The organism is Curvibacter gracilis ATCC BAA-807 (assembly GCF_000518645.1).
GTDB classification, from domain to species: Bacteria; Pseudomonadota; Gammaproteobacteria; order Burkholderiales; family Burkholderiaceae_C; genus Curvibacter; species Curvibacter gracilis.
In genome coordinates, this window is record NZ_JADZ01000043.1 from 16,116 (window position 1) to 40,176 (window position 24,061).

Genomic DNA, 24,061 nt, shown 5'->3' on the forward strand with positions numbered 1-24,061 from the left:
GGCACGCCCCACCGCCACCTATGCGCTGATGTTCTTGAAGGTCAGCGCCAGCGCCGCCACGCATTTCAACGGCCTTCCCTGGCTATTGACCCTGGTGATGCTGCTGCTGGGGCCCCATTTGGCCCAGGCGCAAAACACCATCACCCTGAACACGGCAACCCTCAGCATTCAATACAAGAATCAGGAGCGTGCCCGGAAATCAGTCACCCTGCCTTACTACTGGGATTTCGCTGAACCCGGCCAAAGCGGAACCGCCGTCTTTGAGTTGGGGCCCACCGACAACCACGACCGACTGATCGACAGCATCTACATACCTCGCATCGGCAACCAGCATGTCATCAACCTCAATGGACATGACCTTGAAGCCGACTTGATCGATGAGCCGGGTGGCACGGCGCATGCCAGCGGCCCCCGATTTCTCAGGATTCCGCCTTTCCTACAGGCAGACAGCCTGCACCTGACGATCACCCTGTCGGCCGAGCAGATGACCAATGCAGGCCTGTCGCGCGTGATGCTCGGGCAGGCCTCTGAACTGCGCCCCACCTACCAGCGCCGTCAATTCTGGGACATCGAATCACGTTGGATCGCCGCCACCATCAGTGCCCTGCTCGCCCTGTTTGCTCTCGCGCTGTGGGCCAAACAGCGGGAGGCCAGCATTCTGCATTACGGCATTTCAGAACTGTGCTGGGCCATCCTGTCGTCCCGGATGATCATCACCAACCCGCCGCTGAATGCATGGCTCTGGCAGACGCTGACATTCGTCATGCCCGTGTTCCTCGGCAGTGCCTGCCTGTGCGTCTACCTGTACAGCCTGCAACCCACCAAAGCCGAATCCAAGTTGGCCAATGGCCGCCACCTGATGCCGATTGCGGCGGCCTCGGTCATTCTTTGCAGTCTGAACACCAACAGATACCTGATGGTCATCTTGCTGCTGCCAACCATCGCCGCCCTGGCACACCTGGCCTACCTGAATGCGCGGGCCATTGCCGAATCGAAAGACAAGCGTTCCATCCATGTTCTGGCCACCTTCACCGTTGTCATGGTGCTTGTCATGGTTGACGTCGCCATCTTCACCCTCTCCAAAAATGCCTATGAACAGATCAATCTGTTGCGGCTGGTCTGGGTCATTGTCGGCATCAGCTTCGCAAGATCGATGCTCGACCGCATTGCGCATGCTCACCTCATGCTCAACACCGCCGCCCAGGTATTGCAGCAACCACTGCCGCATCGGCCCGCAGAACTGGTTGAAGCCTTTGCCGCGTCCAACCGCCAGCATCTGATCGACGGCGCCGCCCAAGAGCGCCTGCGGCTGATTCACGACCTGCACGACAGCGTTGGCAGCCAACTCAGCAGCACGCTAGACATGGCGCAACAGCAAGGAGCCAACAGCTCAGACATGGTGCCCCAGCTGCGCAAGACCCTCGAGCAACTCAAACTGACGGTGGACGCCCTGGAGGAAAGCGACGGCAACCTGGAGTCCATCATCGCCTCGGTACGTTACCGACTGACACCCCGCATCGAAGCCGTAGGCGTTCAACTGCGTTGGCAAGTGGATGCCCTGCCCACCTTCAACCATTGGAGCAGTCAGCAAGCACTGCACCTGCAAATGCTGTTGCTGGAGGCCTTTGACAACTCCATCAAATATGCCAAGAACCACCGCATCGAATTCACGGCCCACCCATTCACGGACCCCGACAGATCCGGCGTGACCCTGACCTTGAAAGACGCTGGGCCGGGCTTTGTCTGGCCACCGCCTGAAAGCAAAGGCACCCAGAGCCGAGGCAAAGGCATGGGCATCATGCTGTATCGCGCCGACAAAATGGGTGCCCATCTCGACATCCAATCAGGGCCGCAGGGCACCACCCTGACTCTTCGATTGATCAACCAATCTCTGCTCAGTGGTGCCGCCACGCGCGTGGCGGCACCCCACCTGGCCTGATCGACGCAGGCCGAATCTCAATTGCTGCTTTCAACTGAAAAAGATACCGGGCTGACCGCATTCGAGTCATTGGTGATGGTGAAATCTCCGGCGGCAATTTGCTCAAGAGCGGGGTCGGGGCGAATGATTTCAAGCCGATAGCTGCCCAATGGCCAATCCGTTGACCGGAACATCCATATCGGCATGGATGCACTTGAACCATCAGGGGTCGACTGGGCTGACAACTCCATGACCACGCCATCGCTCACTCGACGCCAACGAACGATCACTGAATCACTCCCTGCCAACCATTCGCTGGGCAGGCTGGCATGAAGGTAGCGTTGCTGCGCCAAGAGGCTTGGCTTGCTGTCTATCGCTTGCGCATCGCTACTGGGTGAAATGCCAATCGAATGCAGCGCTGCCGGCGGTTTCAATTCAGTTTGCCCGTTGAGCAACGCTCGCAGTTTATCCGTGTCTTGACCAGATTTGAATCCGTGATTTTCCAACCATTCTTTGTTGATTGTGGGATGAAACTCTTCCGCTGCAGCATTCTGATAATCAGATTTCAAGCCATTGCCGCCGACAGAAGGCACTACTGAATCCCGGAATTCGCCAACAACTGAGTTGCCAGGCAATCTATTTTCTTTCGCAACAACGACTCCGCTCGCTGGCTGCCATGTCATTGAATAAATAAAAAGCAGCCCAGCACTGACAGCCACCCCGGCAATGCCCAAAAAAGTATGCCACTTCGCCATATCTAACGCAGCTGTTCAATGACTGCTCAACCAATTATCCCTGCCCGCCTTGCAGGCGTTCATATCGCTGTACTGCTTGATGAAGACATACTTGGCAGTGCCAGATCCGCTAGGGCAAGAGCTCTCATCATATTTAAACGGACCTGAGCAACTACCGGTGTACCGAATCGACCCACCGCTGGTAGTGCTGGTAACACAAAAGTTGTAATAGCTTGCCTTGCTCTGATCCGGTAGAGAAATGCCAGTACCAGCCCCACATGACAAAGATTCAGCGACTTGCCGCGCATAATTGACCATTTGAGTGTAGGTGCCTGAATAATAGGCATCTGCCTCTGCTTTCTTACCCATCTGACATGCCGCAATCACTTGAGCAAGACCCGAGTCCGCTTGCGCAAAATTGCCAGATACTTGAATACCGCAAGAGTTTGCAATCCCTCGCTCCTTGGCTGTGAACTTATCAGGATAATTGCAAGTGCTTGCAGCAGCAGTGCCACCAGAATTTCCAACCCCTGCACTGCTGCTTGTACCGGAATCGCTTGAGCTTCCACCACCACAGGCTGCCAGACAGCTGATGACCGCAGCCATGGACCACCAAGAAAAATGATTCTGCACGATTTGAACTCCTGATTCGATTTATCAGCGCTTGAAGACCCAGCGCAGCCCTGAGCAAGTGATTGGTATTTTTGTAACTTTCTAGATACAAGCACATCACATGAGCATGTCATTGAAAAATCAAATACATCCAAATAAGCGATCAGAAAGTGTCCTTTCGGCATGTCCATCTGCGCCCAAGCCCGATCAACTGGCTCCCTGGTGCCAACGGATCTTGACGGCGCCACCGCTTGAAGCGCTGTCTGAGCCCGGCAAGCCCGCCCACAGGGCAAAATCAGAGCGCAGCCCCTGCCAAGTGCCAAGAGAGGCTCGTCAGGGCGCTGCTCAGCCCCCCCTCCCCCACCGCCAACACCAGCCGCCCTGCCATCAGCAACAGCCCATTGCGCTTGCTGCGCGTGGCCTGTTCGATCAGTCCCCCAAGCTCGGCCCAACACACAGCGCGTGTTGATCAGTGCAATGCCTATGGCTCACCCGCCCCTCGCCGGCATCGGCATTGCCAGCAGCACCCGCGCCTCATGGGGGCTGTGGTTGTACAACTGCCTCGATTCGTGAGGGGCGATGGCCACGGAATCGAGGGGGTGCAGTTGGGTCTCCAGGCGTTGGCCCTGGGTTTCAGTGATCAGGGTCACGGTGCCTTGCAGCACCACATAGTGCTTTTCAAGCGCTGAGGCATCAAGCGCCGTATGGCCGCCGGGTGCCAGGATCGACAGGCCCAGCCACAGGGCGGGCTGGGCCTGTACGGCGCCCGCCTCGTGGCCCTGCAAGCGCAAGCACTTCATGCCTTCGTGGTGGGGCGGATGGTAGGTCGGAGCCTGGTTGAAGCGGGTCAGGTTCATGGTGGGCCTTTGACGATGTGGGTGGTTCAGCTTCGGCAAGTCAAGGTGCAAGGCAAGTGCCTCAAGGCTTCAGCACAATGCGCTCAGGGGCTCCGGCCAGCACGCGCAAGTAGGCGGTGCGCGCCTCTTTCAGCGGGTATCTGGCCTCTGGGTCCACGGCAAAGGGCCTCAGTTCACGGGCCTCAAAGCCCTCTTGCAACTGGGCCAGCGCCTCGCCACTGCTTTGGCTGCTCAAGGCCAAGGTATCGATGCCCACATAGCGGTGTTGACCCCGGTAAAACTGAAAAATGTCAAAAGGCACGGCGCGGTCCTGAGTGGCAATCAAGATCTGCCAGGCCCCCAGGCCCATGGCCTGATTGGCCGCGGCAAAGTAAGGGCTGCCCACCGTGTTGAACACCACGTCGGCGCCCCGCCCCTGTGTGAGCTCACGCACCGCGTCCACCAGCTTGTGCGGCTGCAGCACTTGCACGCCCGGCGGGGTCCACCCTGGCAAGAGCCCTTCAGGGCGTTGCACGGCCAACACGCGGGCCCCACAGCGGGCCGCGATCTGCACGGCCGCCTGGCCTACCTTGCCATTGGCCCCCAAGACCAGCACCACCTGCCCTGCTTGGGGCAGCCCCCCGGCCCGGCTCAGGCCGGTCAAGGCCGTGACAAAGGGCACGCCCACCGCACCGGCCTCATCCATGCTCAGGTGTGTCGGCTTGGCCTGTAACGAGGCCACCGGCACGCGCAGATAGCGCGCGTGGCTGCCATCGACGCTCATGCCAAGATCACCGCCCGAGCCCCAGACCTCGCGGCTCAGCCATTCACTGGGGCCATCCACCACCACGCCCGCGTAATCGCGCCCCGGCGTGCGCGGCCAGCACACATGCGGCATCAAGCCCAGCGCCGCCTTCACGTCGCTGGGGTTGACGGCGGCACTGCACACCCGAACCACGGCCCACCCCGAGCTGGCCCGGGGCGGTGCCCCTTCACTGAGCTTGAATTGAAGCAGCTCCGGGCTGCTCACCGCAGCCTTCAACCGCAGGGCCAGTTGGTCCTCTCTGGGGCCCACTGCCCAATCCGACGAAGACCGTGTTTGCGCTTTGACTATCGTGTTGTTTCTCATGAAAAGCTCCTTGTGATGAACAGGCGGCAGGGGCATAGACAACATGCCGAGACCCGCGGCCCGCCCAAACCAAAACATTGAAAAGTTGAACGACGGGCGGCCTGTGATGCCTTCGCCCCGAGGCATGGTGGCCTCAGCCCACCGGCCGCAAACCCAGCGCCGTGCGCATCTCCTGGGGGCTGGCCAGGCGGCCCCCCAGGTCGCTCACCATCCCACGGGCCTTTTTCACCAACTCGGCGTTGCTGAAGGCCAGCTCGCCCTTGGCCAGGTAAAGGTTGTCTTCCATGCCCACGCGAAGATGGCCCTCCAGCAAATAGGTCTGGGCCAGCATCGGAAACTCATGCCGGCCAATGCCGAAGGCTGACCACACGGCACCCGCAGGCAACAGACTTCGGGCATACATCAGCGTCGCCGGGGTGGCTGCAAAGCCAAACCTCACCCCCAGCACAAAGGACCACAGCCCCGGCCCCTGCAGCACCCCGCGGGCCATCAGATCGGTGGCCAGGTGCAGGTCGCCCGAGTCAAATATCTCCAGCTCGGGCATCACCCCGCAGGCGCGGATCGCCTCGGCCATCACCTGCACCGTGCGCGGGGTGTTGATCACCACTTCCTCCCCTGAGTTCATGGTGTTCAAGTCCAGGGTGCAGATGTCGGGCCGAATCAGCTCGATGTGGCGCACGCGCTCCAGCGGCGGCAACAGCGTGGTGCCGGGGCCGGCCTCGCGCGGCTGCACCAGGCCCGGCACAAAGCGCCCGCCGGGGCCGGTGGTCAGGTTGATCACCAGGCTTTTGTGCTGCTGCCGGATCAGCTCCACCACCTCTCGGTACAAGCCCAGTTCCATCGAGGGCCGACCGGTGGCCGGGTCACGCACATGGATGTGCACGGCTGCAGCCCCGGCTTCAGCCGCATCCAGGCTGGCCTCAGCGATCTGGCTTGGTGTGATCGGAAGATACGGCGACTGTTCAGGCCGCGTCAGGTTGCCCGTGATGGCACAGGTCAGAAAGGTCTTGCGCATGTTGAACCCCTCTGCCGGTCACAGATGACGCCCGCCATCCACCACGATGCGCCCACCCGTGGTGTAGCGCAGCGTGGTGGCGCAAGCCTCCACCGCAGCCGCCACATCGTCGGCCGTGCCCACGCGCCGCAGGGGCAGGCTGGCCGAGGCCTTGCGGTTGAAATCGTCGGCCCGCCCAGGCACAAAGCCCGTGTCGATCACCCCGGGCGACACCGACACCACCCGGATCTGCGGCGCCAGCGCACGGGCCAAAGCATCGCCCACCACATCAATGCCGGCCTTGGCTGCCACATACGCCAGGTTGCTGCCCACGCCGGTGAAGGCGGCAATCGACGAAATGTTGACGATCAAGCCGTCGCCCGTGGCCTGCAGCAGCGGCACAAAGGCCCGGATGGTGGCCACCACGCCCCTGAAGTTCACCTGCAGCATCTCGTCGATGAACTCATCGCTCAGGCTCTCGAGGTCGGCCGTGGGCACGGCACGGGTGTAGCCCGCGCTGTTCACCAGCACATGCACCGACCCCAACAAGGCCTTGACCTCTTCGGAGGCCTCCCGCAGCGAGGCCTGGCTGGTGATCTGCGCGGGCACCACCACATGGCCGTGACCGGGCAAGGCGGCAGCCTGCTCGGCGGCCTTGAGCCGGGCCGGGTCGCTGAGCAGCGGCTGGCCGGGGGTGGGCAGGTACAGCAAGGCACAGCGGGCCCCCAATTGAGCCAGGCGCGCGGCCGTGGCCAGGCCAATCGCGCCGGTGCCCCCGGCAATCACCACGTGGCGCCCTGCCAGGCTCTGCATGGGCTTGAATTCAGCATGTTCCATGAAAAACTTCTCCGGAAAACAAGAACAAAAAAGTGGCACAAAAGAAGCCGCACACACCGCCCCCCGGGGCACAAGCCCCAAGGGGCGGTACCGGCCCTCAGGGAATCGGCGCCGCCGGAAACACCGGCTCACCAGGCAGCAGATGAAAGTCCTGCGCCAGCTCGGCCTGCTCAACACCCTGCTTCAACACCGTCTTGAAGTGGCCCACCAGCCCCTGCGTCACGCCAAACACCGGGTCGCTGCCCAGGGTGGCGGCATCGTCGGCAAACACCTGCGACACCAGCACCTTGTGCCCCTCGGCCGACACCATGAAATGCAGGTGCGCGGGCCGGTTCGGGTGGCGCTGCTGCAAGCGCAACAACTCGCCACAAGGCCCATCGGTGGGCACCGGGTAGCCTGCAGGCCGCACGCTGCGGAAGTGGTAACGGCCCTGGGCGTCGGTGCGAAACCGCCCCCGCAGGTTCATCTCGGGCTGGCTCGGGTCCTGGTTTTCGTACAGGCCCACGGGCGAGGCCTGCCAAACATCCACCACCGCATCGGCCAGCGGCTGCCCCTGGGCGCCAAACACCTGGCCGCTCACCAGCAGGGGCATGCCCAGCGCCGGGTCACGGCTGGCCTCGGGCGCATCGCCCAACGCCTGGTCGATCGAACTGCCCAGCGGGTAAAACGGCACGTTGGCGCGCCAGAAGGGCCCCAGCAGCGCCGCCTCCGAATGCCCCTTGAGGGGCCGGTTGTTGAGCAAGGCCACCAAGGTGGACAAACCCAGCAAGTCGGCCGCCAGCACCACCTCATTGGTGTGCTGGCCCGTGGCATGGCCCAGGCGAACCACAAAATCAAGGGCCAGCTCAAACTCGGCCTCGGTCACGGCGTGCTCCAGCACAAAGCGGTGCAGGCATTCGCTCAGGCCCAGCAGCAGTTGGCGGGCTCGCGGCTCGGGCGTGCCCTGCATGGCCTGCTTCACCAGCGGCCACAGCGACTCAGGGGTGGTGGGCAGCAGCAACCCCTGCAGGCTGGCGGTGCCTGGCGGCTTGATGTCGGCGGCGTTCATGGGGCCACCTCAGCTCGGCGGTCACCCACCACGGCCACGGCCTGGATCTCCACCAGAATGCCGGGCTTGGCAAAGTTGGACACGGTGATCAGGGCACTGCCCGGGTAACGCCCATCGGGCCACAAGGCCTTGCGCGAGGCCACCACCTTGTCGCCCAGGCGCGGGTCCAGCAGGTACACCGTGATGGTCACCACATCCTTCAGGCTGCCGCCCTGCAAGGCCAGGGTCTCGTCGATCTGCTCCCACACCCGCTTGAGCTGCGCATCAAACTGGTAGGAAATATCACGGCCTTGTGCATCCTTCAGGGCCGACGAGCCCGCCAGCCACACCGTTTTGCCCCCCTCTGTGACCACCCCCGGCGAAAACGCCCGGTCGGTCTGGTAGGCGTTCTTGGGCATGTGCTCAGCCCCCTGGGCCGCACCTGCCACGCCCAAGCCAAGCCCCAGGCCCAGCGCCAGGCTGCCGCCCCCAAGCGCCGCGCCGCCGCGTCGCGCGGCCCGTGACATCCGAGCTGCCTGCATCGATTGGAATCGCTTCATAAATCACTCCCTTCAGAGCACGTTGAAAAACAAGAAGCACCGCCACACACCTCACCCGGCGGTCGGGCCCCCGGCTTGACTGGGGCAACACATGCCGCAGCGCCGCCCCCAGGCTGGGCCTCCAGCTGCAGGGCTTGCCACCAGCGCAAATCCACCGGCACCTCGCGCGGGGCCCCGCCCCTGGGCAAGGCCCGCTCAGGCCCGTGCACCATGCGCAGCGCCTGCACTGCGGCCAGGGCCTGCAGGTCGATGGCCATCGAGAAGTTCAAGCCCCCCTGTGGGGCCAGCAGATCGGCCAGCACCCCAGCCGCATCGGGGGTCTGCAGTTCGGGAAAGTGCTGCTGCAACAAGGCCTGGGCCTGCGCCCGGTGGGCGGGCTGCTGCAGCCAGTGCAAGGCATCGCGGTAGGCCCGCAAAAAGCCCATCACGGCCTGCGGGTGGGCTGCAGCCCAAGGGGCCCGCACCACCCCCACGGTGCCCAGGTAGTGCGGCGCCACATCGGTGCCGCGCGCCAGCACCCCAAAGCCCTGGCGCTGGGCCAGCCGCTCGTAGGGCGGGCGCAGCAAGGTGGCTTCAAAGCGGCCTTGCAACAGCTGCTGGTAGCGCTGCGAAGTGCCCCCCGCGCTCAGCACCTGCACCTGTTGCGGCCCGGGGCCGGCGCTCAGCCCGGCGCGGGCCAACAGCTCACGCGCCACAAAGGCAAAGCCTGTGGTCTGGGCATCCACCGCCAGCCGCCGGCCCTTCAGGTCGGCCACCTCGTCCACCCCGGGGCGCGCCACCAGTGACAACAGGCCGTTGTCGCCTGCCATGAACGCCACCAGATCGGCCCCGGCCCGCGCATGGGCCGACTCGCCCTGCCCGCCCGCATAGGCCAGCACGTTGTCCACACTCATCAAGGCCAGCTGGGCTTTGTGGGTGTGCAGCGCCTCCACCACCTGCACCGAACCCCGGGCCGGCTGCAGCGTGACCGCCAAGCCTTGCCGCACAAAATAGCCCTGCGCCTGGGCCACCCACAGCGGCAGGTTGAAAGCCCCTTCAAACACCATCACCGTGAGCGCCTGTTCACTGTGGGGTGCCGTGCTTGGGCCGCTGCTTGCAGCGGTCACGTTGGGCTCCGCCCGAGGGGTCTGTGCCCCGGCCAGCGAGGCCAGCGATAGCAGTAGCCAGGCCACGGCAGCCCCCAGCCAGGCCCATCGCGGGGTGGTCAGCCTGCTCATGGCGCACCTCCCTGGTCGCCCTGGTCGTGCGTCTGGCGCAGCCGCTGTTGCAGCTCCTCGCGCGTCACCACCCCGTTCCAGCGGGCCAGCACCAGGGTGGCCACGCCGTTGCCGATCATGTTGACCAGGGCCCGTGCCTCGCTCATGAAGCGGTCGATTCCCAAAATCAAGGCCATGCCCGCCACCGGGATGGTCGGCACCACCGACAAGGTGCCCACCAAGGCAATGAAGGCCGCCCCCTGCACCCCACTGGCCCCCTTTGATGTCAGGGCCGCCACCAGAAAGAGCGACAACTGCTGCTCAAAGCTCAGATCCACCCCCATCGCCTGGGCCACAAACAGCGCCGCCAGGGTCATGTAGATGCTGGTGCCATCGGTGTTGAAGGTGTAGCCCGTGGGCACCACCAGCCCCACCAGTGATTTGGGCAAGCCCAGCGCCTCCAGCTTCTGCATCAGGCTGGGCAGCGCCGCATCTGACGAACTGGTGCCCAGCACCAGCAAGATCTCTTCCTTGATGTAGGCCAGGAAGCGGAAGATGCTGAACCCCACCCACCAGCCGATGGCCCCCAGCACCACCACCACGAACACCAACGAAGTCAGATAGAACGTGCCGATCAGCTTGAGCAGCGGCCCCAGCGAGGCCAGGCCATAGCGCGCCACCGTGAAGGCAATCGCCCCAAAGGCGCCCAGCGGGGCCAGCTTCATGATCAGGTTGACCAGCGCAAACGCCGCCGCCGACACGCCGTTGATGCCCTGCAGCACCCCGTGCCCGCGCTCGCCAATCGCCGACAGCGACACCCCGCACAGCACCGCCACCAGCACCACCTGCAAGATGTCGCCCTTGGCAAACGCATCGACCAGGGTGTGGGGGATCACGTTGAGCAAAAACTCAACCACGCTTTGCTGCTTGGCCTGCCCGGCATAGCCCATCACATCCTTGGCGTTGAGGGTGGCCGGGTCAACATGCAGCCCCGCGCCCGGCTGCAACCAATTGGCCACCCCCAGGCCAATCAGCAGCGCGATCGTCGACACCACCTCAAAGTACAGCATCGCCTTGGCCGCGGTACGCCCCATGCTCTTGAGGTCTTGCATGCTGGCGATGCCCGACACGATGGTGCAAAAAATCACCACCGCAATCACCATCTTCACCAGCTTGATGAAGCCATCGCCCAGCGGCTTCATCTGCACGCCCCAGCCGGGCATCAGGTGCCCCAGCACAATGCCGACCGCCATCGCCAGCAGCACCTGGATGTACAGCACCCGGTACCAGGGTTTGCGGCTTGGCCTGGCACTCTGTAGCCCTTGGCGCGGGGCCCACCCCGCGCCCCTCAGAAACACCTTGTTCATCACAGTCTCCCTTCAAAGAATCGAGCCTCAAAACGAATACGCCCCACCCAACTCAAACCCCGTGGATGCCGCATTGGCCTGCCCCGGTGCAAACGGGCTGACAGCCATGCGCGCACCACCCTGGTTGCGAATGCGCGCCACCGTGGCGTAAACCTCAAAGCGCTTGCCCAGCGGCAGCACATAGCCCAAGGCCCATTTGTTGACCCGGGGCGTTTGCAACAGAGGCGGTGTGGGGCCCAGGTCAAACACCGCCTGGGCATAGCTGGCCTTCAGGGCGCCACGCCCCAGGGGCAGCGAGGCCCCCACCATCCACCCCCGGCTGTGGCGGCTTGAATCCGGCAGGCGATAGCGCTCGTGCAGCAACTCGCCCGACAAGATGGCCTGCCCCCACGCAGGCAGTGGGTAGCTGCCTGCCAGCGTGACCGTCTGCACCTCGGGGCTGGGCAAGGCCGTGGGGCCGGCCCCGCCAAACGCGGCGGTGTGGGCCCAGGCCAGCGCCGCACCCGCCGCGCCGCTCTGGTAGGCCAGCCGCCCGGCCGCGTGCCGGCCCGCACTGGCCGCACCCGACTCCAGGCGGTTGGGCAGCGCCACCTGAAAGCGCCCCGACCACCCGCCCAGGCCCGGTGGCAGCACATACGTGATGGCGTTGTTGGCCCGGATGAACACCGGGTTGTTGGCCCCAAAGCCCGTGGCAATCGGCACACGCCCTGGCCCGGTGCCACTGCTGCGCACCTGAAAAAGCAGGTTGGCCCCCACCCCGGTGGCGTTGAAGGGGTCAAACTGCGAATCGCTCAAGTGCACGGGCGTGAAGTCGCGCCCCAGGCGCAACTCACCCGGCGCAGCCCCCAGGCTGAGGGTTGAACGCCGCTCAAAAGCAAAAGGCCGGCTGTTGCCGTTTTCAGCCTCAACCGCGCCCTCCAGCCAAAACCCCGCCCACAGGCCCTGCCCCAGGTCCTCTCGCCCCTGCAAGCCCAAGCGGCTTTTGGAATGGTTTGAATTGCCCATGGCCGTGCTGTGTGCGCCGCCCGCGGTTTGGTACTGGCCCAGCGACACATCGATCACGCCAAACAACTGCACCGAAGCCCCACCGGCCTGGGCCTGGGTCGAGACCGGTGCCTGTGCCCGCGCCTGAACGGGAACCTGTGCCCAGCCCAGCCATGGGCAAAAAACGGCAACAGAAATCCCTACCTCTTGAAAGAAGCGTTTCATAAAAAACCTTGATTCACCGGATCGAAAAACAGCCCCGTCAAACGAGGTGCGGAACCCATTGCGCTTTGGTGGCAACGCATTCGGGTTGATACAAGGCCTCAGTTACGGCCCTGCGGGTGAGAGACATCTGCCAGCGACAATCCAAGCAGGCTTGAACGATCACAGGCTCAGCAAACGATCCAATTCACCCAACTTGAGTGGAGGCACAGAATGGACATTCCTGTGGCATTTGGCTTGGTTTTGAAGCGCAGCCGGCAAGCCGCAGGCCTCAGCCAAGAGGCCCTGGGCTTTGAAGCAGGCCTGAGCAAAAACTACATCAGCCTGCTTGAAACCGGGCAACGCCAGCCCACCCTCACCAGCTTGCTCAGCCTGGCCCAGGCCGTGAAGCAAACGCCTTCTGCACTGATCGATGACATGCAGGCCCTGCAGGCACAAACGCGCCTGCAGGGCGATTGAGGGCCGCCGCCCGCGATGGGGGCTTGGCCAAAAGAGGTGGGGGATGGGGGGCGGCAGCAGCGCGACTGCTGTGCCGAGGGGTAGCAATAGACATGGTTCAGAGCTCCTTTGTGAGACTCAAAACCACCGGCCGCCTTACTACGGGCATTGGGTGGACGGGATGTTAGTAACACGTACAAAGCCGTGCACCAGGCGTTACCGTTCTGGTCATCCCGTCCGAAAGCGAAACCCTCGGCAATGCCGAAAGCCGTGAATTCTGACGTGACAAACCTCTGTTTCGGAGAGGTTGCGCCGCTTTGTATAGGTGTTACCAGCACCAACCCTTTCGGGCTGCGGCGACTATGGGGCACAGCGCCGAAAATTCGGCAGCCCTGAGCCCACTGGTAGATCGAGGGAAAGTTTACTTGGGTAAATGGCGCGCCCGGTGTCAACCCAAGCCCAGCCAGCTTCTAGTCTCAGCGCCTGGCGCGGGGGGGCAAATGCGCAAAGTGGGCAGTCGTGTCGCGCATTTTTCGTTAAACTGGACCTCGACGCATTCACACCGTTCAAGCCATGCCCACCACACCCGCCGACGCTCGCAAAACGCCCAGCATGGTCGCAGTGCGTCGTGCGGTGGCCAGCTCTACCGCCATCGAAACAGGCCAGAGCATTCAAAAGCTTGAGCAAAAGCTGCAGCAACCCACGCAGCAGCGCTTTGCCCACATCAAACTCGCGGCCTGAGGCGGTCAGCTCACAGGTTCAGGGCCCTTCGAACCCAGAACTTCATCGGCTCGTAATTCATCGCCACGCCAGCATGAATGGCCGCGATGTACCCCGCCTTGTGGCTCTCCCAACTGCTGTAGTCCAAGGGGTTGCGCCCCGCTTGTACGGCCATCACATCGGCCAGCAGGCGTGACAGCCGGCCGTTGCCCTCACGAAACGGGTGGATCAGGATCAACTCCACATGGCTCACGGCAATCGCTTCGACCAGGCCCTCGTGGCTCAGGTGATCACAAGGTGTCCAGCGCTGCAGAACCTCGGCCTCAAAGCCGGCCAACAGGCGTGGAATCTGCGCCGCAGCCGCAAAGTTGAAGCCCCCCTTGCCCATGTTGACGGATCGCTCCTGGCCCGCCCATTCATACACATTGCCCAACCAGCGCCGGTGCCAATGCTTGATGTCGGCCACTGAAAGTGCGCGATCCGGAAGCTCTTCGACCAGCACGTTTTCGTAGAGTTGGGCCAGCAGCGCCAGCTCCAGGTCGTCCATGTCTTCCACAGCGGTGATGCCGGCGAGGTTGCGCAGTACCAGGCCGCCTGACCCCGGCTGGGCCTCGTCTTCTGCTGCATGGGGGGCGTACCGGCTCATGCGCCCAGTATCGGCGACAAGCAAAGGTGCAAGCCAGCAATTCACGCCATGGGCCCCAGCACCAACCCAGGCCCAGCCAGACCACACACCCCACCAAACCCGCTGCTGATCGGGCCCAGCGCCCGTGCCCCCGCCTGGGCCCGCAGCATGCCTGCCCATGAGCAGCAACACCCCGCACGACCTGGGCTACAAGTACCTGTTCTCGCACCCCGACTTTGTGCGTGATCTGGTCGTGGGCTTCATCGAAGACGATGGGCCGCACAGCCTGGACTACTGGGCCCGTCAACACCAGCTACGTCACCGACGACCTGCATGCCAGGTCTGACGACGTGGTCTGGCGCGTGCGCGCCCGAGGCGAGTGGGTCTATCTGTACCTGCTGTTTGAATTTCAACGCGGCGTCGACAAACACATGGCGCTGCGCATGATGGTCTACATCGGTTTGCTGTACCAAGATCTGGTCAAAAGCGGCCAGGGCCTGCCAAAAGGCCGACTGCCCCCAGTGCTTCCCATCGTCTTGTACAACGGCCACCGCCGCTGGATGGCCCGCACCAACATCGCTGATCTCATCCCGCCCCTCCCTAACCCGATGAACGGTTATGTACCGCAGGCGAAATACCTTCTGATTGAAGAAAATAACTACGTTGACCACCCACTGCCATCCGTGCGCAACCTGGTGGCAGCCTTGTTTCGCCTGGAAAGGCCCCGCTCACCGAAAGACATCATTGATCTGATCGGCCTGTTGGCGGAATGGCTCAAGGGTCAACCCGACTGGGCCCGGGCTTTCAGTGTCTGGATCAGTGCCCAGCTGCACCGCAGCCCTGTATTGCGTGGGCTGATACAAGCCACCGAGAACCTGCTGGAGATCAAGGCCATGCTGAGCAAACACGCCCCCTGGGCACGATGGGCCCAAGAATACAAGGCCGAAGGCGAGCTGCTTGGGCTTGAGAAGGGCATAAGGAAAGGAATGGAGCAAGGAATGGAGAAAGGCCTGGAGAAAGGCCTGACCGAGGCTCTACTCATCCAACTCAAAGCCCGATTTGCCCCCCTGCCTGACTGGGTGGCCCCCCAGCTTGCCCAGGCATCCAAGTCGCAACTGGAGGTCTGCCTCACGAGGCTGCTGCGTGCTGCCACGCTTGATGAACTGTTTGATCGCGGTGGCACCGCACATTGAGCTGATGCCATCGTGTGTCGAGGCCCTCACCTGAAGGGCCTCATACCAGGCTCAAGCCAACTGCCGGCTCACCCCAGGCCGCGTGATGGCCTCAACAAAGCGCTGCACCTTCTTCTCAACCATGGCATGAATCACCAAGGCCAAGCCGTAGCTGGTGAGCGTGATCACGGCCACGGCCAACAAAAAGGCGGGCAAGCCGGCCTGCCAGGGGCTGAGGCCGCGCCAATAGTGCAGCACCATGAAGTGCACCAGGTAGATGGCGTAAGAATTCTGGCCCAGCCTCTCAAGCGGCTTGAACCGGGGCCCCAGGCGCATGGCCCCATAAACAAACACCCCCAGTGCCATGCAAACCGCCAAAAACCCAAAGCCTTCAATTTTGAAAAACAACTTGAAAGCCAGGCCCAATAAAAACCAGGCCCCCAGATACACAAGCTCGGCCTTGCTGGGCTTTTGCTGCAAGGCAAAATAAAGGTAGCACCCCAGCAAAAAGATGGGTGCCTGGTTCAGAAAATTCATGTACAGGTATTCTTCAACAATGGCGGTGCTGCTCGGGTCGTAGTGGCTTGCAAAAAAGCCGGCCACCCAGCCTCTGAACACAAAGGTATTCAGGCCCCAGACCACCGAGGCCAACACCAGGTACAGCATTCTTTTTTCTTTGATCTTCAAGACCAGAAACGGAAACAGCGCATAAAACGTCATCTCGACCGCAATCGACCAGCTGCCGGGCACCACGCTGTTGATGCTGTCCACCCAAAACCCGTGCAAAAAAGTGGCCGTCAAAATGATCTGCAAGGCACCCAGGCCTTCTGGCGCCCAATAGCTGGCCTCAAAGCCATTGATCAACAGGTACACAGGTATGGCGATCCAGAACAGTGGCGCGATTCTGAAAAACCGACGTATGTAAAATTTTCGAACCGGGCTTGATTCGCCCTCGCGCAGCTTCCACATGTGGCACATGGTGATGGCGCTGATGAAATAAAAAAGCTGCACACCAAACATGCCCCGGCCAGCCAATGAATCGATCAGCCCATTTTGGGAGGGTATCTTTTCGGCCGTGTGATAAACAATCACCCCCATGATGGCCAAGCCGCGCAGAAAATCGAAAGTTCTGTTTCGGGCTTCGGTTGACGGGGGTAGGTCTCGCAAGTTCATTTTTTAAAAACACCATAGCGCGCTGAGTTCATTGAGTTTAACAAGCCTTTACAGCTTCAATGGAGCGCAGCATGCACCTGCAGGCTCACCTCCGCCCCATACGCCCACTCGGGGGCCGCAGCGACCGGGCTCTGCTCCTCGCCAATATCGGCTCTGGCCCAAACACTGGGCCAACCTCCATCCCCCTCGCCCAGCGTGGCGCCAACTGTTGCGGTGCACAAATCACCCGCACTCCAGGTTCAGCAGGCCAAGATGAAGAGATGGCAAGGCCAGAGCCAAGCCCTCAAAATCCATATATTGATGGTCCACTTGATTTTCACACCCCTGAAAATGTTTGAATCCATTCAATCTTTCAAGCTGCTGCCGACGCCATTCAAATTACCCATTGACATTCAAATAATCCCACCCCAAATCAATCAAAAATCAAATCCATTAGATTGTCTTAAATGTGACATTTAACCGGACTTTTTTTCAGAGCAACCAAAAAAATAATCACGCAGACCTATACTGAGCCCGGCATTTGGAATGCCAGTGCCCCCGTTTCAAGAACTCTTTGCAGGGAGATGGTCATGGACGCACCACACCCCATCGGTTCAGTGAATTTTTTCACAAAACACGCACTTTTGTTCGAGTCAATTCAACAGCGCGTTGTGCTTTGGATTAATGCGATCCGCGAAGCTTATGTTGCACTGCTTCCATTGACCGTGGTCGGCGCACTGGCGTTGGCTTTCAGCAGCGTGCCCTATCAACCCTATATTGATGGCATGAACGCGCTGTTGGGCCCCCGTTGGGAGGCCGGCGCACACCTGGTCTACCAGGCAACCATGGGCATGATGGGCCTGTTTGGCGCCGCGGCGGTCTCGTCGCGCACCATGACCTTGATTCATCAACGCCTTGAGCTGTACGACGCCCGAGGCATGACCGCCATATCGTCTGTCGCGGCCGCCGTATTTTTGCTGGCGGTCTGGTCGGCTGGCGGAGCCGGCCTGCAGTCCTTGGGCTATGCCAGTGCTTTTCAGAGCCTCGTCGTCGGGGTGGCCACGGCCGAAGTCGTGAACCTGCTGGATTCACACCTGCCGATGGGGGCTGAGCTGGATGTGATCGAGACGGGGGTGCCGCTGCGCAGTGCGCTTCACCTGGCTTTCATCACCGGGCTGGCGCTGCTGATCGTGGGCCTGGGCTTCTGGCTCGGCAGTTTCGTTTTCACGTCAAGCCTTGACTGGGTGCTATCGCACCTGATGCCATGGCTTACAACACTGGGCGCCAATCAGCTGAACTTGGCCATGGTCTTGTTCAACCAGCTGATGTGGACTTTGGGCATCAACGGTGGCCAGTTGTTGCTGAACCTGGGCGCGCTGGGCTCGTCCCTGATCGAGTCGCAAAGCGTCATCTGGTCAGACACCCGGGCGTCTCCGATGTTCATGAACGCCTTTGCGCACCTTGGCGGCGCAGGCGCCACCTGGGGCCTGATCCTCAACTGCGCGTTCAGCGGCCACAACACCAGCCTGCGCAAGCTGGCGTTCTATTCGGTGCTGCCCGCCATTTTCAATGTCAATGAACTGTTGCTGTTCGGCATTCCACTGGTGCTGAGCCGATCGCTGGCGCTTCCGTTTGTGATCGCCCCATTGGTGAACTGCATGATTGCCCTGCTGGCCCTTCGCACGGGCTTTGTGGTGTTGGATGGCCAGGCTGTTCCCTGGTCGATGCCTGTGTTGGCATCGGGCTATCTGATGTCGGGCTCTTGGCATGGCGCGGCGGTACAAATGCTGGGCATGGCGGCCAGCGTGGCGATCTATGCGCCGTTTCTGCGCCAACTGGAGACGCGCCGCGCAGAACACCACCACACCCACTTGAAGGCCGCCCTGGCCGAGTTGATGCGAGAGCACAGCGGACAGGCAACGCGCCTGATCGAGCGCACCGACGTGGTCGGTGCCGTCGCCCGCTGCCTGCGCCGCGATTTTCAGGCCGACCTGGGCACCGAACGCGTCACACTGGCCTACCAGCCCCAGCACGCCGTGGATGGTCGTGTGGTGGGGGTGGAGTCGCTGTTGCGCTGGTCACACAAGAGCTTTGGCCCCATACCGCCGGCCGCCATCATCAACATCGCCGAGGAATGTGAGTTGATCCACGACATCGGCGAGTGGGTGCTCAACCGTGCCTGCGCTGATACCCGGCGCTGGCGCGATGCGGGCTACCACGGCTTCAAGGTGTCGATCAACATGTCGCCGCTGCAACTCGAAGACCCGAACTGGGCGGCGACCGTGCGCCGCGCACTGCAGCGCCATGGCCTTGACCCGCAAGACCTCGACATCGAAATCACCGAGGGCCAATCGCTCACCGCCTCAGCGCAATCCGACCAGACCCTGCATGCCTTGCAGGCGATGCATGTGGCCTTGTCGATGGACGACTTCAGCATGGGTTGCACCTCATTGTTGTACATGCACCGCTTTCGCCTGCATTCGATCAAGCTCGACGGGCACCTGATTCGCCATGTGCTGAGCAACGAGGTAGACCGCGACATCGTGCGCTGCATCGCCAGCCTGGGGCGCGCACAGCGGGTGCATGTGATCGCAGAGTTTGTTGAGACCGCCGAACAGCGGGCCTTGCTGCAAGAACTGGGTTGCGACATGTTCCAGGGCTGGTATTACAGCCCCGCCATGCCCGCCAACGATTTGCCGGCCTACGTCGTGGACTGGGACAGCAAGACCGCCTGCCCCATCGCAAATGCCCCCACAGGCAACACGCATCCCCCCGGCGAGGAGCCCCGAGCTTGACCCCGCTGACTGCAGGCCCGCGCGCAGCAAGCGCCTGGCCAGCCCCCCAAGTTGCCCCCCACTCAGCCACAAGGACATGACCATGAACGACGCAGAGCCGGGTCAACTGCAATTGCTCAACGTCATTTTTGACAATTTGGGCGACGCCATCGTGACCGTCACAAGCGATCAGCGCATCTACGCCGTCAACCGGGCCATCACCACCCTGCTGGGCTACGAACCCCATGCGCTGATCGGCCACGAGTTGACCGTGTTGGTGCCGGCCCGCTACCGCGATGCCCATCAACGAGGCGTGGCCGCCTACTTTGCCTCCGCAGGGCAGGCCCGCAACACCCAGGGCTATGTCGAGGTGTTGGCGCTGGCCCAATCGGGTGAAGAGATTCCGGCCTCGCTCAGCATGGCCTGCATTCAACACCAGGGGCAGCTCTACATGACCGGCGTCTTGCGCGACATGCGCGACATCGCTGCGGCACGCGCCACCATCTCTCAGCAGGTTGTTGAACTTGCCGCCGCCAATGCCAGGCTCAAGCAATTGGCCGACGAAGATCACCTCACCGGGCTGCTCAATCGGCGCGCCATGCAAAGGGAGCTGCAACAGATGTGGCGTACATCGGCTGTGGGGCAGGCCCCCTTGGGCATCCTCATTTGCGACATTGACCACTTCAAGCTCTTCAATGACACCTACGGGCATCTGCGTGGTGACAGCTGCCTGGCCGCAGTGGCGTCCGCCATCCGGTCGGCCGTGCAAAATTTTGGCGTCGCCGCACGTTTTGGCGGCGAGGAATACATCGTTTTGCTGCGCCCCAACGCAAGCATGGGGCTTGGCGAGGCCGCCGCCCTGATCCGCAACGCCGTGGCCGCGCTGCGCATACCGCACTCGGCGTCCAGCGTCAGCCACCTGGTAACGCTGAGCATCGGGGGCGCCATGCATCAAGCCCATCACCGCAACGCGCAAGCCGTGCTGCGCCACGCCGACGATGCCCTGTATGTCGCCAAGCGCCTGCGCAACCGCTACGTCCAGTGGGATGAAAAACTGACGGGGTCTTGACCCCTGCCTACCTGACCCGACCCTTTGACAACCCGCGCCGGCAAGATGACCTCTCTGGATTTGCGCAGCTTCACGTTTTTGGCCGCCCTTCAATGCATGGTGATGGGCCTCGTCTTGCTGGCAACGCGCCGCAAATTTCCGGTGCCGATTCACGGAATGCGGCTTTGGGGGGTTGCGCCTTTGCTGGCCCTGCTCTCTGCCGGCGTTTACGGGCTGCAAGACCACCTGCCCTCTGTCGCCGTGACCGTGGCGGGCAATGGGCTGTTGATGGGCGCCACATTGTTGCTGCTGGCCGGGACAAGCCGCTTTTTTGAACGCCCCTGGAGGTGGTGGCCCTGGGCCGCCATGGTCAGTGTGTGCCTTGTGTGGATTTTTGCGTTCGACGCCATCTGGCCCGACTACCGCGCCCGCATGCTCGTATTTGGCCTCAGCATGGCCCTGATCTGCGCCACCCACACCCGCGTGCTGGCTTTGCATGGCCGAGGCCTGCCCTCACGCGTGATGCTGGCCGCCATGGGCTGGCAAACCCTGGTGCTGCTGGCACGTGCGCTCAGCACCTACTGGATCGACACCCCTGCAACCCAGCGCTTCGACGGTGGCTCAGTGGTTCAGGGCATCTACATCGGCACCTACAGCTGCTCGATCCTGCTGGTGCTGCTCGGCGCCCAACTGATGGTCAACGAACGGGTGCGAGATCAGTTTGAGCAACTGGCCACCCACGATGCCCTGACCGGCATGCTCAACCGCCGGGCCATCATGGCCCTGATCGAGTTGGAGCACCACCGCTGGAAGCGCCACGCCCGGCCCTACGCCGTGATGGTGGTGGACGTGGACCACTTCAAACGTGTGAACGACTCTTACGGCCACCAAGCTGGTGACCGGGCCCTGAGCCAAATTGCCGCCACCTTGCAAGCCAGCATCAGAAAGGCCGATTTCATCGGCCGCTACGGCGGCGAAGAATTCATCGTGCTGTTACAAGCCTCCGACCCCGAAGCCACCACCCTGCTGGCCAGGCGCCTGTGCCAGGCGGTCGAGACCCGCAGCAGCGACGCCCAAACCCCCCGCTGCACCGTGAGCATCGGCGTGGCCGTGGTGCAGCAGGGCGACGAAACCATAGAGCCCGTGATCGGGCGCGCAGACCAGGCGCTGTATGAGGCCAAGGCCGCAGGTCGCAACCGGGTGCGGCTTGCCGGCACCGAGCCGACTGTCAAACACACCGGCCCGCCCATGGGCCTGGGCCAAGCCGGCGGGCATCCCGACCCAGCATAAAACGCAGGCTGCGCGATCCAGCCCCCTGTCAAGCGTGCCAACGGCACACCGTTTGAGGCGCGCAGCACCTGCTATCTGACCACCATCTGGCCTGCAAGCCAAGGCCGCCCGCTGGCCTGAGCGCAAGCCAGGCCAGGTAACACATCGTGCAAAATGCGTCTGGGCGACCGAACGGTGGCCCAAACGCACCTGACCCCGGGCAGAGCCCAGGCCCGCGCCAGGCGGCGACGCAACGCATGTCACCCGCTCGGCAAGCACATCAGGTCAAACACACGCCAACAAAAAACAAGCAGCAAACCAGGGAGTGGTTATCTTCATGAGCGCATTGGTCATCAAGGCCTGGCGGGCCGACAGCAAGCCCATCGATCAACATCAAAATTTTGTGCGCATCACCGGCCGCGAGGGCGGCCTGATTGCCTGGTTGCTTTCATTGATGCGCATCGACCCCGTCACCACCATCAAGGTGGGGCTGGAGCGCATCGAGTTCACCAGCGCATCGCTCGCCGGCATCGAATCGCGGCTGATACCGTTGCAAAGCATCTGCTCGTCGTACTACGGCTACCACAAGCCCTGGAAACAGGCCCTGTCGATTGGGGTGGCCTTTGTGTTTGTGGGCACCTCGATCGGGTCGGCCATTGCCGAAGGCAGCGGGCAAAGCGCCGGCTTGATGCCTTTGATGGCCTCTGCCGCCATCGGCTTGGTGGCCGCCCTGCTCTATTATTTTTTGAACCGCACCCTGACCCTGGGTTTTGTGGAGGCCAGCGGTGTGATCAGCGGCATCCGCTTCAAACGCTCGGTGATCGAAAACCTCGACATCAACCAAGAGCAGGCCAAACGGGTTTGCATCATCGTGCAGCGGCTGATCGAGGCGAAAGAGAAGCGGGCTTTGCAAGCGCGGCCGGTTCAGGCCAGCAGTTGATCACGCGGCCCCCGGCAAGCCGCACAACAGACAATAGCCAACACAAACCTGTGGCCCATGCCACCCAATACAACGGGCCTGCCACCGCCGCCCACGCCCCTTGTAAGCCGCTGCGGCCACGGGCGAGCGTTGTGGCTGCCCGCCCCACTTCAAGCAACAACATCAGCCATCAACAGCACGCCCATGACCGCACCTACACCATCCGATGCACACGGCCCTCAGGGCCCCATCCTGGGGCACCTGCCCCTGAACGACTTTGCCACCGTGGTGCGCTCGGCCCCTTTGGTGTCGATCGACTTGGTGGTGGTGCGTAACCACAGCCACATTCTGCTGGGCCAACGCAGCAACCGCCCCGCCCAGGGCTACTGGTTTGTGCCCGGTGGCCGAATCTACAAAAATGAAACCATGCAGCAAGCACAGCGCCGCATTGCTGAATCTGAAATAGGCATCACGCCCGATTTGCTAGAAACCAGCCTAAAACCCCAATGGCTGGGCGCCTATGAGCATTTTTACGCTGACAGTTTTGCCGCACAAAATGCCGTGACCACGCATTATGTGGCGTTGGCCCATTTGCTGCATGTACCCGAAAGCTTTGAGCCCGCGCACCGAGATGCCCAGCACCAAGCCTGGCGCTGGTGGCCGCTGCAGCAGGCCCTGAGCAGCCCCGAGGTGCACCACTTCAGCCAAAGCTATGTGCGCGATTTACAACAACCTAGGGTTTGTAAGTAATTGTCCTCAGAGCTTGGTGATAATGGCGCCGCGTGCAGTTATATAAATCAAAGGAATCAGGGATGAGTTCTGGCAACGAACAACGCATTTACGTGGCGGGCCACCGAGGCCTGGTGGGCTCGGCCCTGGTGAGGCGGCTGCAGGCCCAGGGTGATGCGGTGCTGGCCCGCACGCACGCCGAGCTGGACCTGACCCAGGCCGATCAGGTGGAAGCCTTTTTTGCTGCCGAAAAGCCCACCCAGGTGTACCTGGCCGCGGCCAAGGTGGGCGGCATTGTGGCCAATAACAGCTACCCTGGTGAGTTCATCCGCGACAACCTGGCCATCCAGACCAACGTGATCCATGCGGCCTGGCGCCACGGCGTGCAGCGCCTGCTGTTTTTGGGCAGTAGCTGCATTTACCCGCGCGAGTGCCCGCAGCCCATGCGCGAAGAGCATTTGCTGACCGGCCCGCTGGAGCCCACCAACCGGCCCTACGCGCTGGCCAAGATTGCCGGCATCGAGATGTGCTCGGCCTACAACCGCCAGTACGGCACGCGCTTTCTGGCGGCGATGCCCACCAACCTGTACGGCCCGGGCGACAACTACCACCTGCAAAACAGCCACGTGCTGCCGGCGCTGATCCGCAAGTTTCACGAAGCCAAGCAGCGTGGCGACGCCACAGTACCTGCCTGGGGCACGGGCACGCCGCTGCGCGAGTTTTTGTACAGCGACGACATGGCCGACGCGTGCGTGTACCTGATGAACCTGAGCGACGAGCGCTTTGACAGCCTGCTGTC

At 62.3% G+C, this 24,061-nt stretch carries 24 protein-coding genes; 11 read left to right on the plus strand and 13 right to left on the minus strand.

Going from position 1 to position 24,061, the window contains the following annotated elements; genetic code table 11:
• Nucleotides 1–28 precede the first annotated feature (28 nt).
• Nucleotides 29–1,939, plus strand: coding sequence for a sensor histidine kinase (locus tag L880_RS0123790; RefSeq protein WP_169737802.1), 1,911 nt, complete (start codon nucleotides 29–31; stop codon nucleotides 1,937–1,939).
• Nucleotides 1,940–1,956: 17 nt separating this feature from the next.
• On the opposite strand, the gene L880_RS35880 is transcribed toward L880_RS0123790, so the two are convergent.
• From L880_RS35880 to L880_RS0123845, 11 genes are all read right to left on the minus strand, one after another.
• Nucleotides 1,957–2,673, minus strand: coding sequence for a hypothetical protein (locus tag L880_RS35880; protein WP_157463045.1), 717 nt, complete (start codon nucleotides 2,671–2,673; stop codon nucleotides 1,957–1,959).
• Nucleotides 2,674–3,035: 362 nt separating this feature from the next.
• Nucleotides 3,036–3,449: a hypothetical protein gene (locus L880_RS35885; protein ID WP_157463046.1), complete on the minus strand. Its 414-nt coding sequence runs from the start codon at nucleotides 3,447–3,449 to the stop codon at nucleotides 3,036–3,038.
• A 303-nt stretch (nucleotides 3,450–3,752) separates the two neighbouring features.
• On the minus strand, nucleotides 3,753–4,121 hold the full coding sequence (locus L880_RS0123805; RefSeq protein WP_027477795.1) for a cupin domain-containing protein: 369 nt from the start codon (nucleotides 4,119–4,121) through the stop codon (nucleotides 3,753–3,755).
• A 61-nt stretch (nucleotides 4,122–4,182) separates the two neighbouring features.
• On the minus strand, nucleotides 4,183–5,130 hold the full coding sequence (locus tag L880_RS0123810) for a quinone oxidoreductase family protein (protein WP_245615337.1): 948 nt from the start codon (nucleotides 5,128–5,130) through the stop codon (nucleotides 4,183–4,185).
• Between the two features lie 232 nt (nucleotides 5,131–5,362).
• Entirely contained in the window at nucleotides 5,363–6,244 is an 882-nt protein-coding gene (locus tag L880_RS0123815; RefSeq protein WP_027477797.1) for a beta-keto acid cleavage family enzyme, read from the minus strand.
• Nucleotides 6,245–6,262: 18 nt separating this feature from the next.
• Nucleotides 6,263–7,060, minus strand: a complete 798-nt coding sequence (locus tag L880_RS0123820) for an SDR family NAD(P)-dependent oxidoreductase (protein WP_051443558.1) — start codon at nucleotides 7,058–7,060, stop codon at nucleotides 6,263–6,265.
• A 97-nt stretch (nucleotides 7,061–7,157) separates the two neighbouring features.
• Entirely contained in the window at nucleotides 7,158–8,108 is a 951-nt protein-coding gene (locus L880_RS0123825) for a dioxygenase family protein (protein ID WP_211245355.1), read from the minus strand.
• Entirely contained in the window at nucleotides 8,105–8,647 is a 543-nt protein-coding gene (locus L880_RS0123830) for a RidA family protein (protein ID WP_084461613.1), read from the minus strand. Before L880_RS0123830 ends, L880_RS0123825 begins: the two co-directional genes overlap by 4 nt.
• The gene (locus L880_RS33365; RefSeq protein WP_051443560.1) at nucleotides 8,644–9,864 is read right to left on the minus strand and encodes an ABC transporter substrate-binding protein; all 1,221 of its coding nucleotides are present in this window, start codon (nucleotides 9,862–9,864) and stop codon (nucleotides 8,644–8,646) included. The genes L880_RS0123830 and L880_RS33365 overlap by 4 nt, the downstream gene beginning before the upstream one ends.
• Complete coding sequence (locus tag L880_RS33370) at nucleotides 9,861–11,210, minus strand: dicarboxylate/amino acid:cation symporter (RefSeq protein ID WP_084461615.1); 1,350 nt, start codon at nucleotides 11,208–11,210, stop codon at nucleotides 9,861–9,863. The genes L880_RS33365 and L880_RS33370 overlap by 4 nt, the downstream gene beginning before the upstream one ends.
• 27 nt (nucleotides 11,211–11,237) lie before the next feature.
• Nucleotides 11,238–12,419 carry a porin gene (locus L880_RS0123845; RefSeq protein WP_027477801.1) on the minus strand — a complete coding sequence of 394 codons (1,182 nt, stop codon included), beginning with the start codon at nucleotides 12,417–12,419 and terminating at the stop codon, nucleotides 11,238–11,240.
• A gap of 210 nt (nucleotides 12,420–12,629) precedes the next feature.
• Here L880_RS0123845 and L880_RS0123850 point away from each other — a divergent pair, with 210 nt between their 5' ends.
• Nucleotides 12,630–12,875 (plus strand): helix-turn-helix domain-containing protein, encoded by a 246-nt coding sequence (locus L880_RS0123850; protein ID WP_027477802.1) that lies wholly within the window; start codon nucleotides 12,630–12,632, stop codon nucleotides 12,873–12,875.
• Between the two features lie 552 nt (nucleotides 12,876–13,427).
• Nucleotides 13,428–13,595 (plus strand): hypothetical protein, encoded by a 168-nt coding sequence (locus L880_RS36095; RefSeq protein WP_169737803.1) that lies wholly within the window; start codon nucleotides 13,428–13,430, stop codon nucleotides 13,593–13,595.
• A gap of 10 nt (nucleotides 13,596–13,605) precedes the next feature.
• Here L880_RS36095 and L880_RS0123860 read toward each other — a convergent pair whose 3' ends face one another.
• The gene (locus tag L880_RS0123860) at nucleotides 13,606–14,220 is read right to left on the minus strand and encodes a Fic/DOC family protein (RefSeq protein ID WP_027477803.1); all 615 of its coding nucleotides are present in this window, start codon (nucleotides 14,218–14,220) and stop codon (nucleotides 13,606–13,608) included.
• A gap of 157 nt (nucleotides 14,221–14,377) precedes the next feature.
• On the opposite strand from L880_RS0123860, the gene L880_RS35890 reads away from it, so the two are divergent.
• Together L880_RS35890 and L880_RS33375 are read left to right on the plus strand one after the other, a co-directional pair.
• A complete protein-coding gene (locus L880_RS35890) occupies nucleotides 14,378–14,545 on the plus strand; it encodes a hypothetical protein (RefSeq protein ID WP_157463047.1) in 168 nt (55 codons plus the stop codon).
• Nucleotides 14,546–14,549: 4 nt separating this feature from the next.
• Nucleotides 14,550–15,392, plus strand: coding sequence for an Rpn family recombination-promoting nuclease/putative transposase (locus tag L880_RS33375; RefSeq protein ID WP_051443561.1), 843 nt, complete (start codon nucleotides 14,550–14,552; stop codon nucleotides 15,390–15,392).
• A gap of 51 nt (nucleotides 15,393–15,443) precedes the next feature.
• Here L880_RS33375 and L880_RS33380 read toward each other — a convergent pair whose 3' ends face one another.
• Nucleotides 15,444–16,544, minus strand: coding sequence for an acyltransferase family protein (locus L880_RS33380; RefSeq protein ID WP_084461619.1), 1,101 nt, complete (start codon nucleotides 16,542–16,544; stop codon nucleotides 15,444–15,446).
• Nucleotides 16,545–17,113: 569 nt separating this feature from the next.
• Here L880_RS33380 and L880_RS0123880 point away from each other — a divergent pair.
• From L880_RS0123880 to L880_RS0123905, 6 genes are all read left to right on the plus strand, one after another.
• The gene (locus tag L880_RS0123880) at nucleotides 17,114–19,318 is read left to right on the plus strand and encodes an EAL domain-containing protein (protein ID WP_245615339.1); all 2,205 of its coding nucleotides are present in this window, start codon (nucleotides 17,114–17,116) and stop codon (nucleotides 19,316–19,318) included.
• Between the two features lie 82 nt (nucleotides 19,319–19,400).
• Entirely contained in the window at nucleotides 19,401–20,366 is a 966-nt protein-coding gene (locus L880_RS34545) for a sensor domain-containing diguanylate cyclase (protein ID WP_169737804.1), read from the plus strand.
• A gap of 141 nt (nucleotides 20,367–20,507) precedes the next feature.
• Nucleotides 20,508–21,635 carry a GGDEF domain-containing protein gene (locus tag L880_RS33390; RefSeq protein WP_169737805.1) on the plus strand — a complete coding sequence of 376 codons (1,128 nt, stop codon included), beginning with the start codon at nucleotides 20,508–20,510 and terminating at the stop codon, nucleotides 21,633–21,635.
• Between the two features lie 316 nt (nucleotides 21,636–21,951).
• Nucleotides 21,952–22,554, plus strand: a complete 603-nt coding sequence (locus L880_RS33395) for a hypothetical protein (protein WP_051443564.1) — start codon at nucleotides 21,952–21,954, stop codon at nucleotides 22,552–22,554.
• Nucleotides 22,555–22,737: 183 nt separating this feature from the next.
• Nucleotides 22,738–23,283, plus strand: coding sequence for a GDP-mannose mannosyl hydrolase (locus tag L880_RS0123900; protein ID WP_051443565.1), 546 nt, complete (start codon nucleotides 22,738–22,740; stop codon nucleotides 23,281–23,283).
• Between the two features lie 62 nt (nucleotides 23,284–23,345).
• Nucleotides 23,346–24,061, plus strand: a 716-nt coding sequence (locus L880_RS0123905) for a GDP-L-fucose synthase family protein (protein ID WP_027477807.1), incomplete at its 3' end; no start/stop codon positions are given.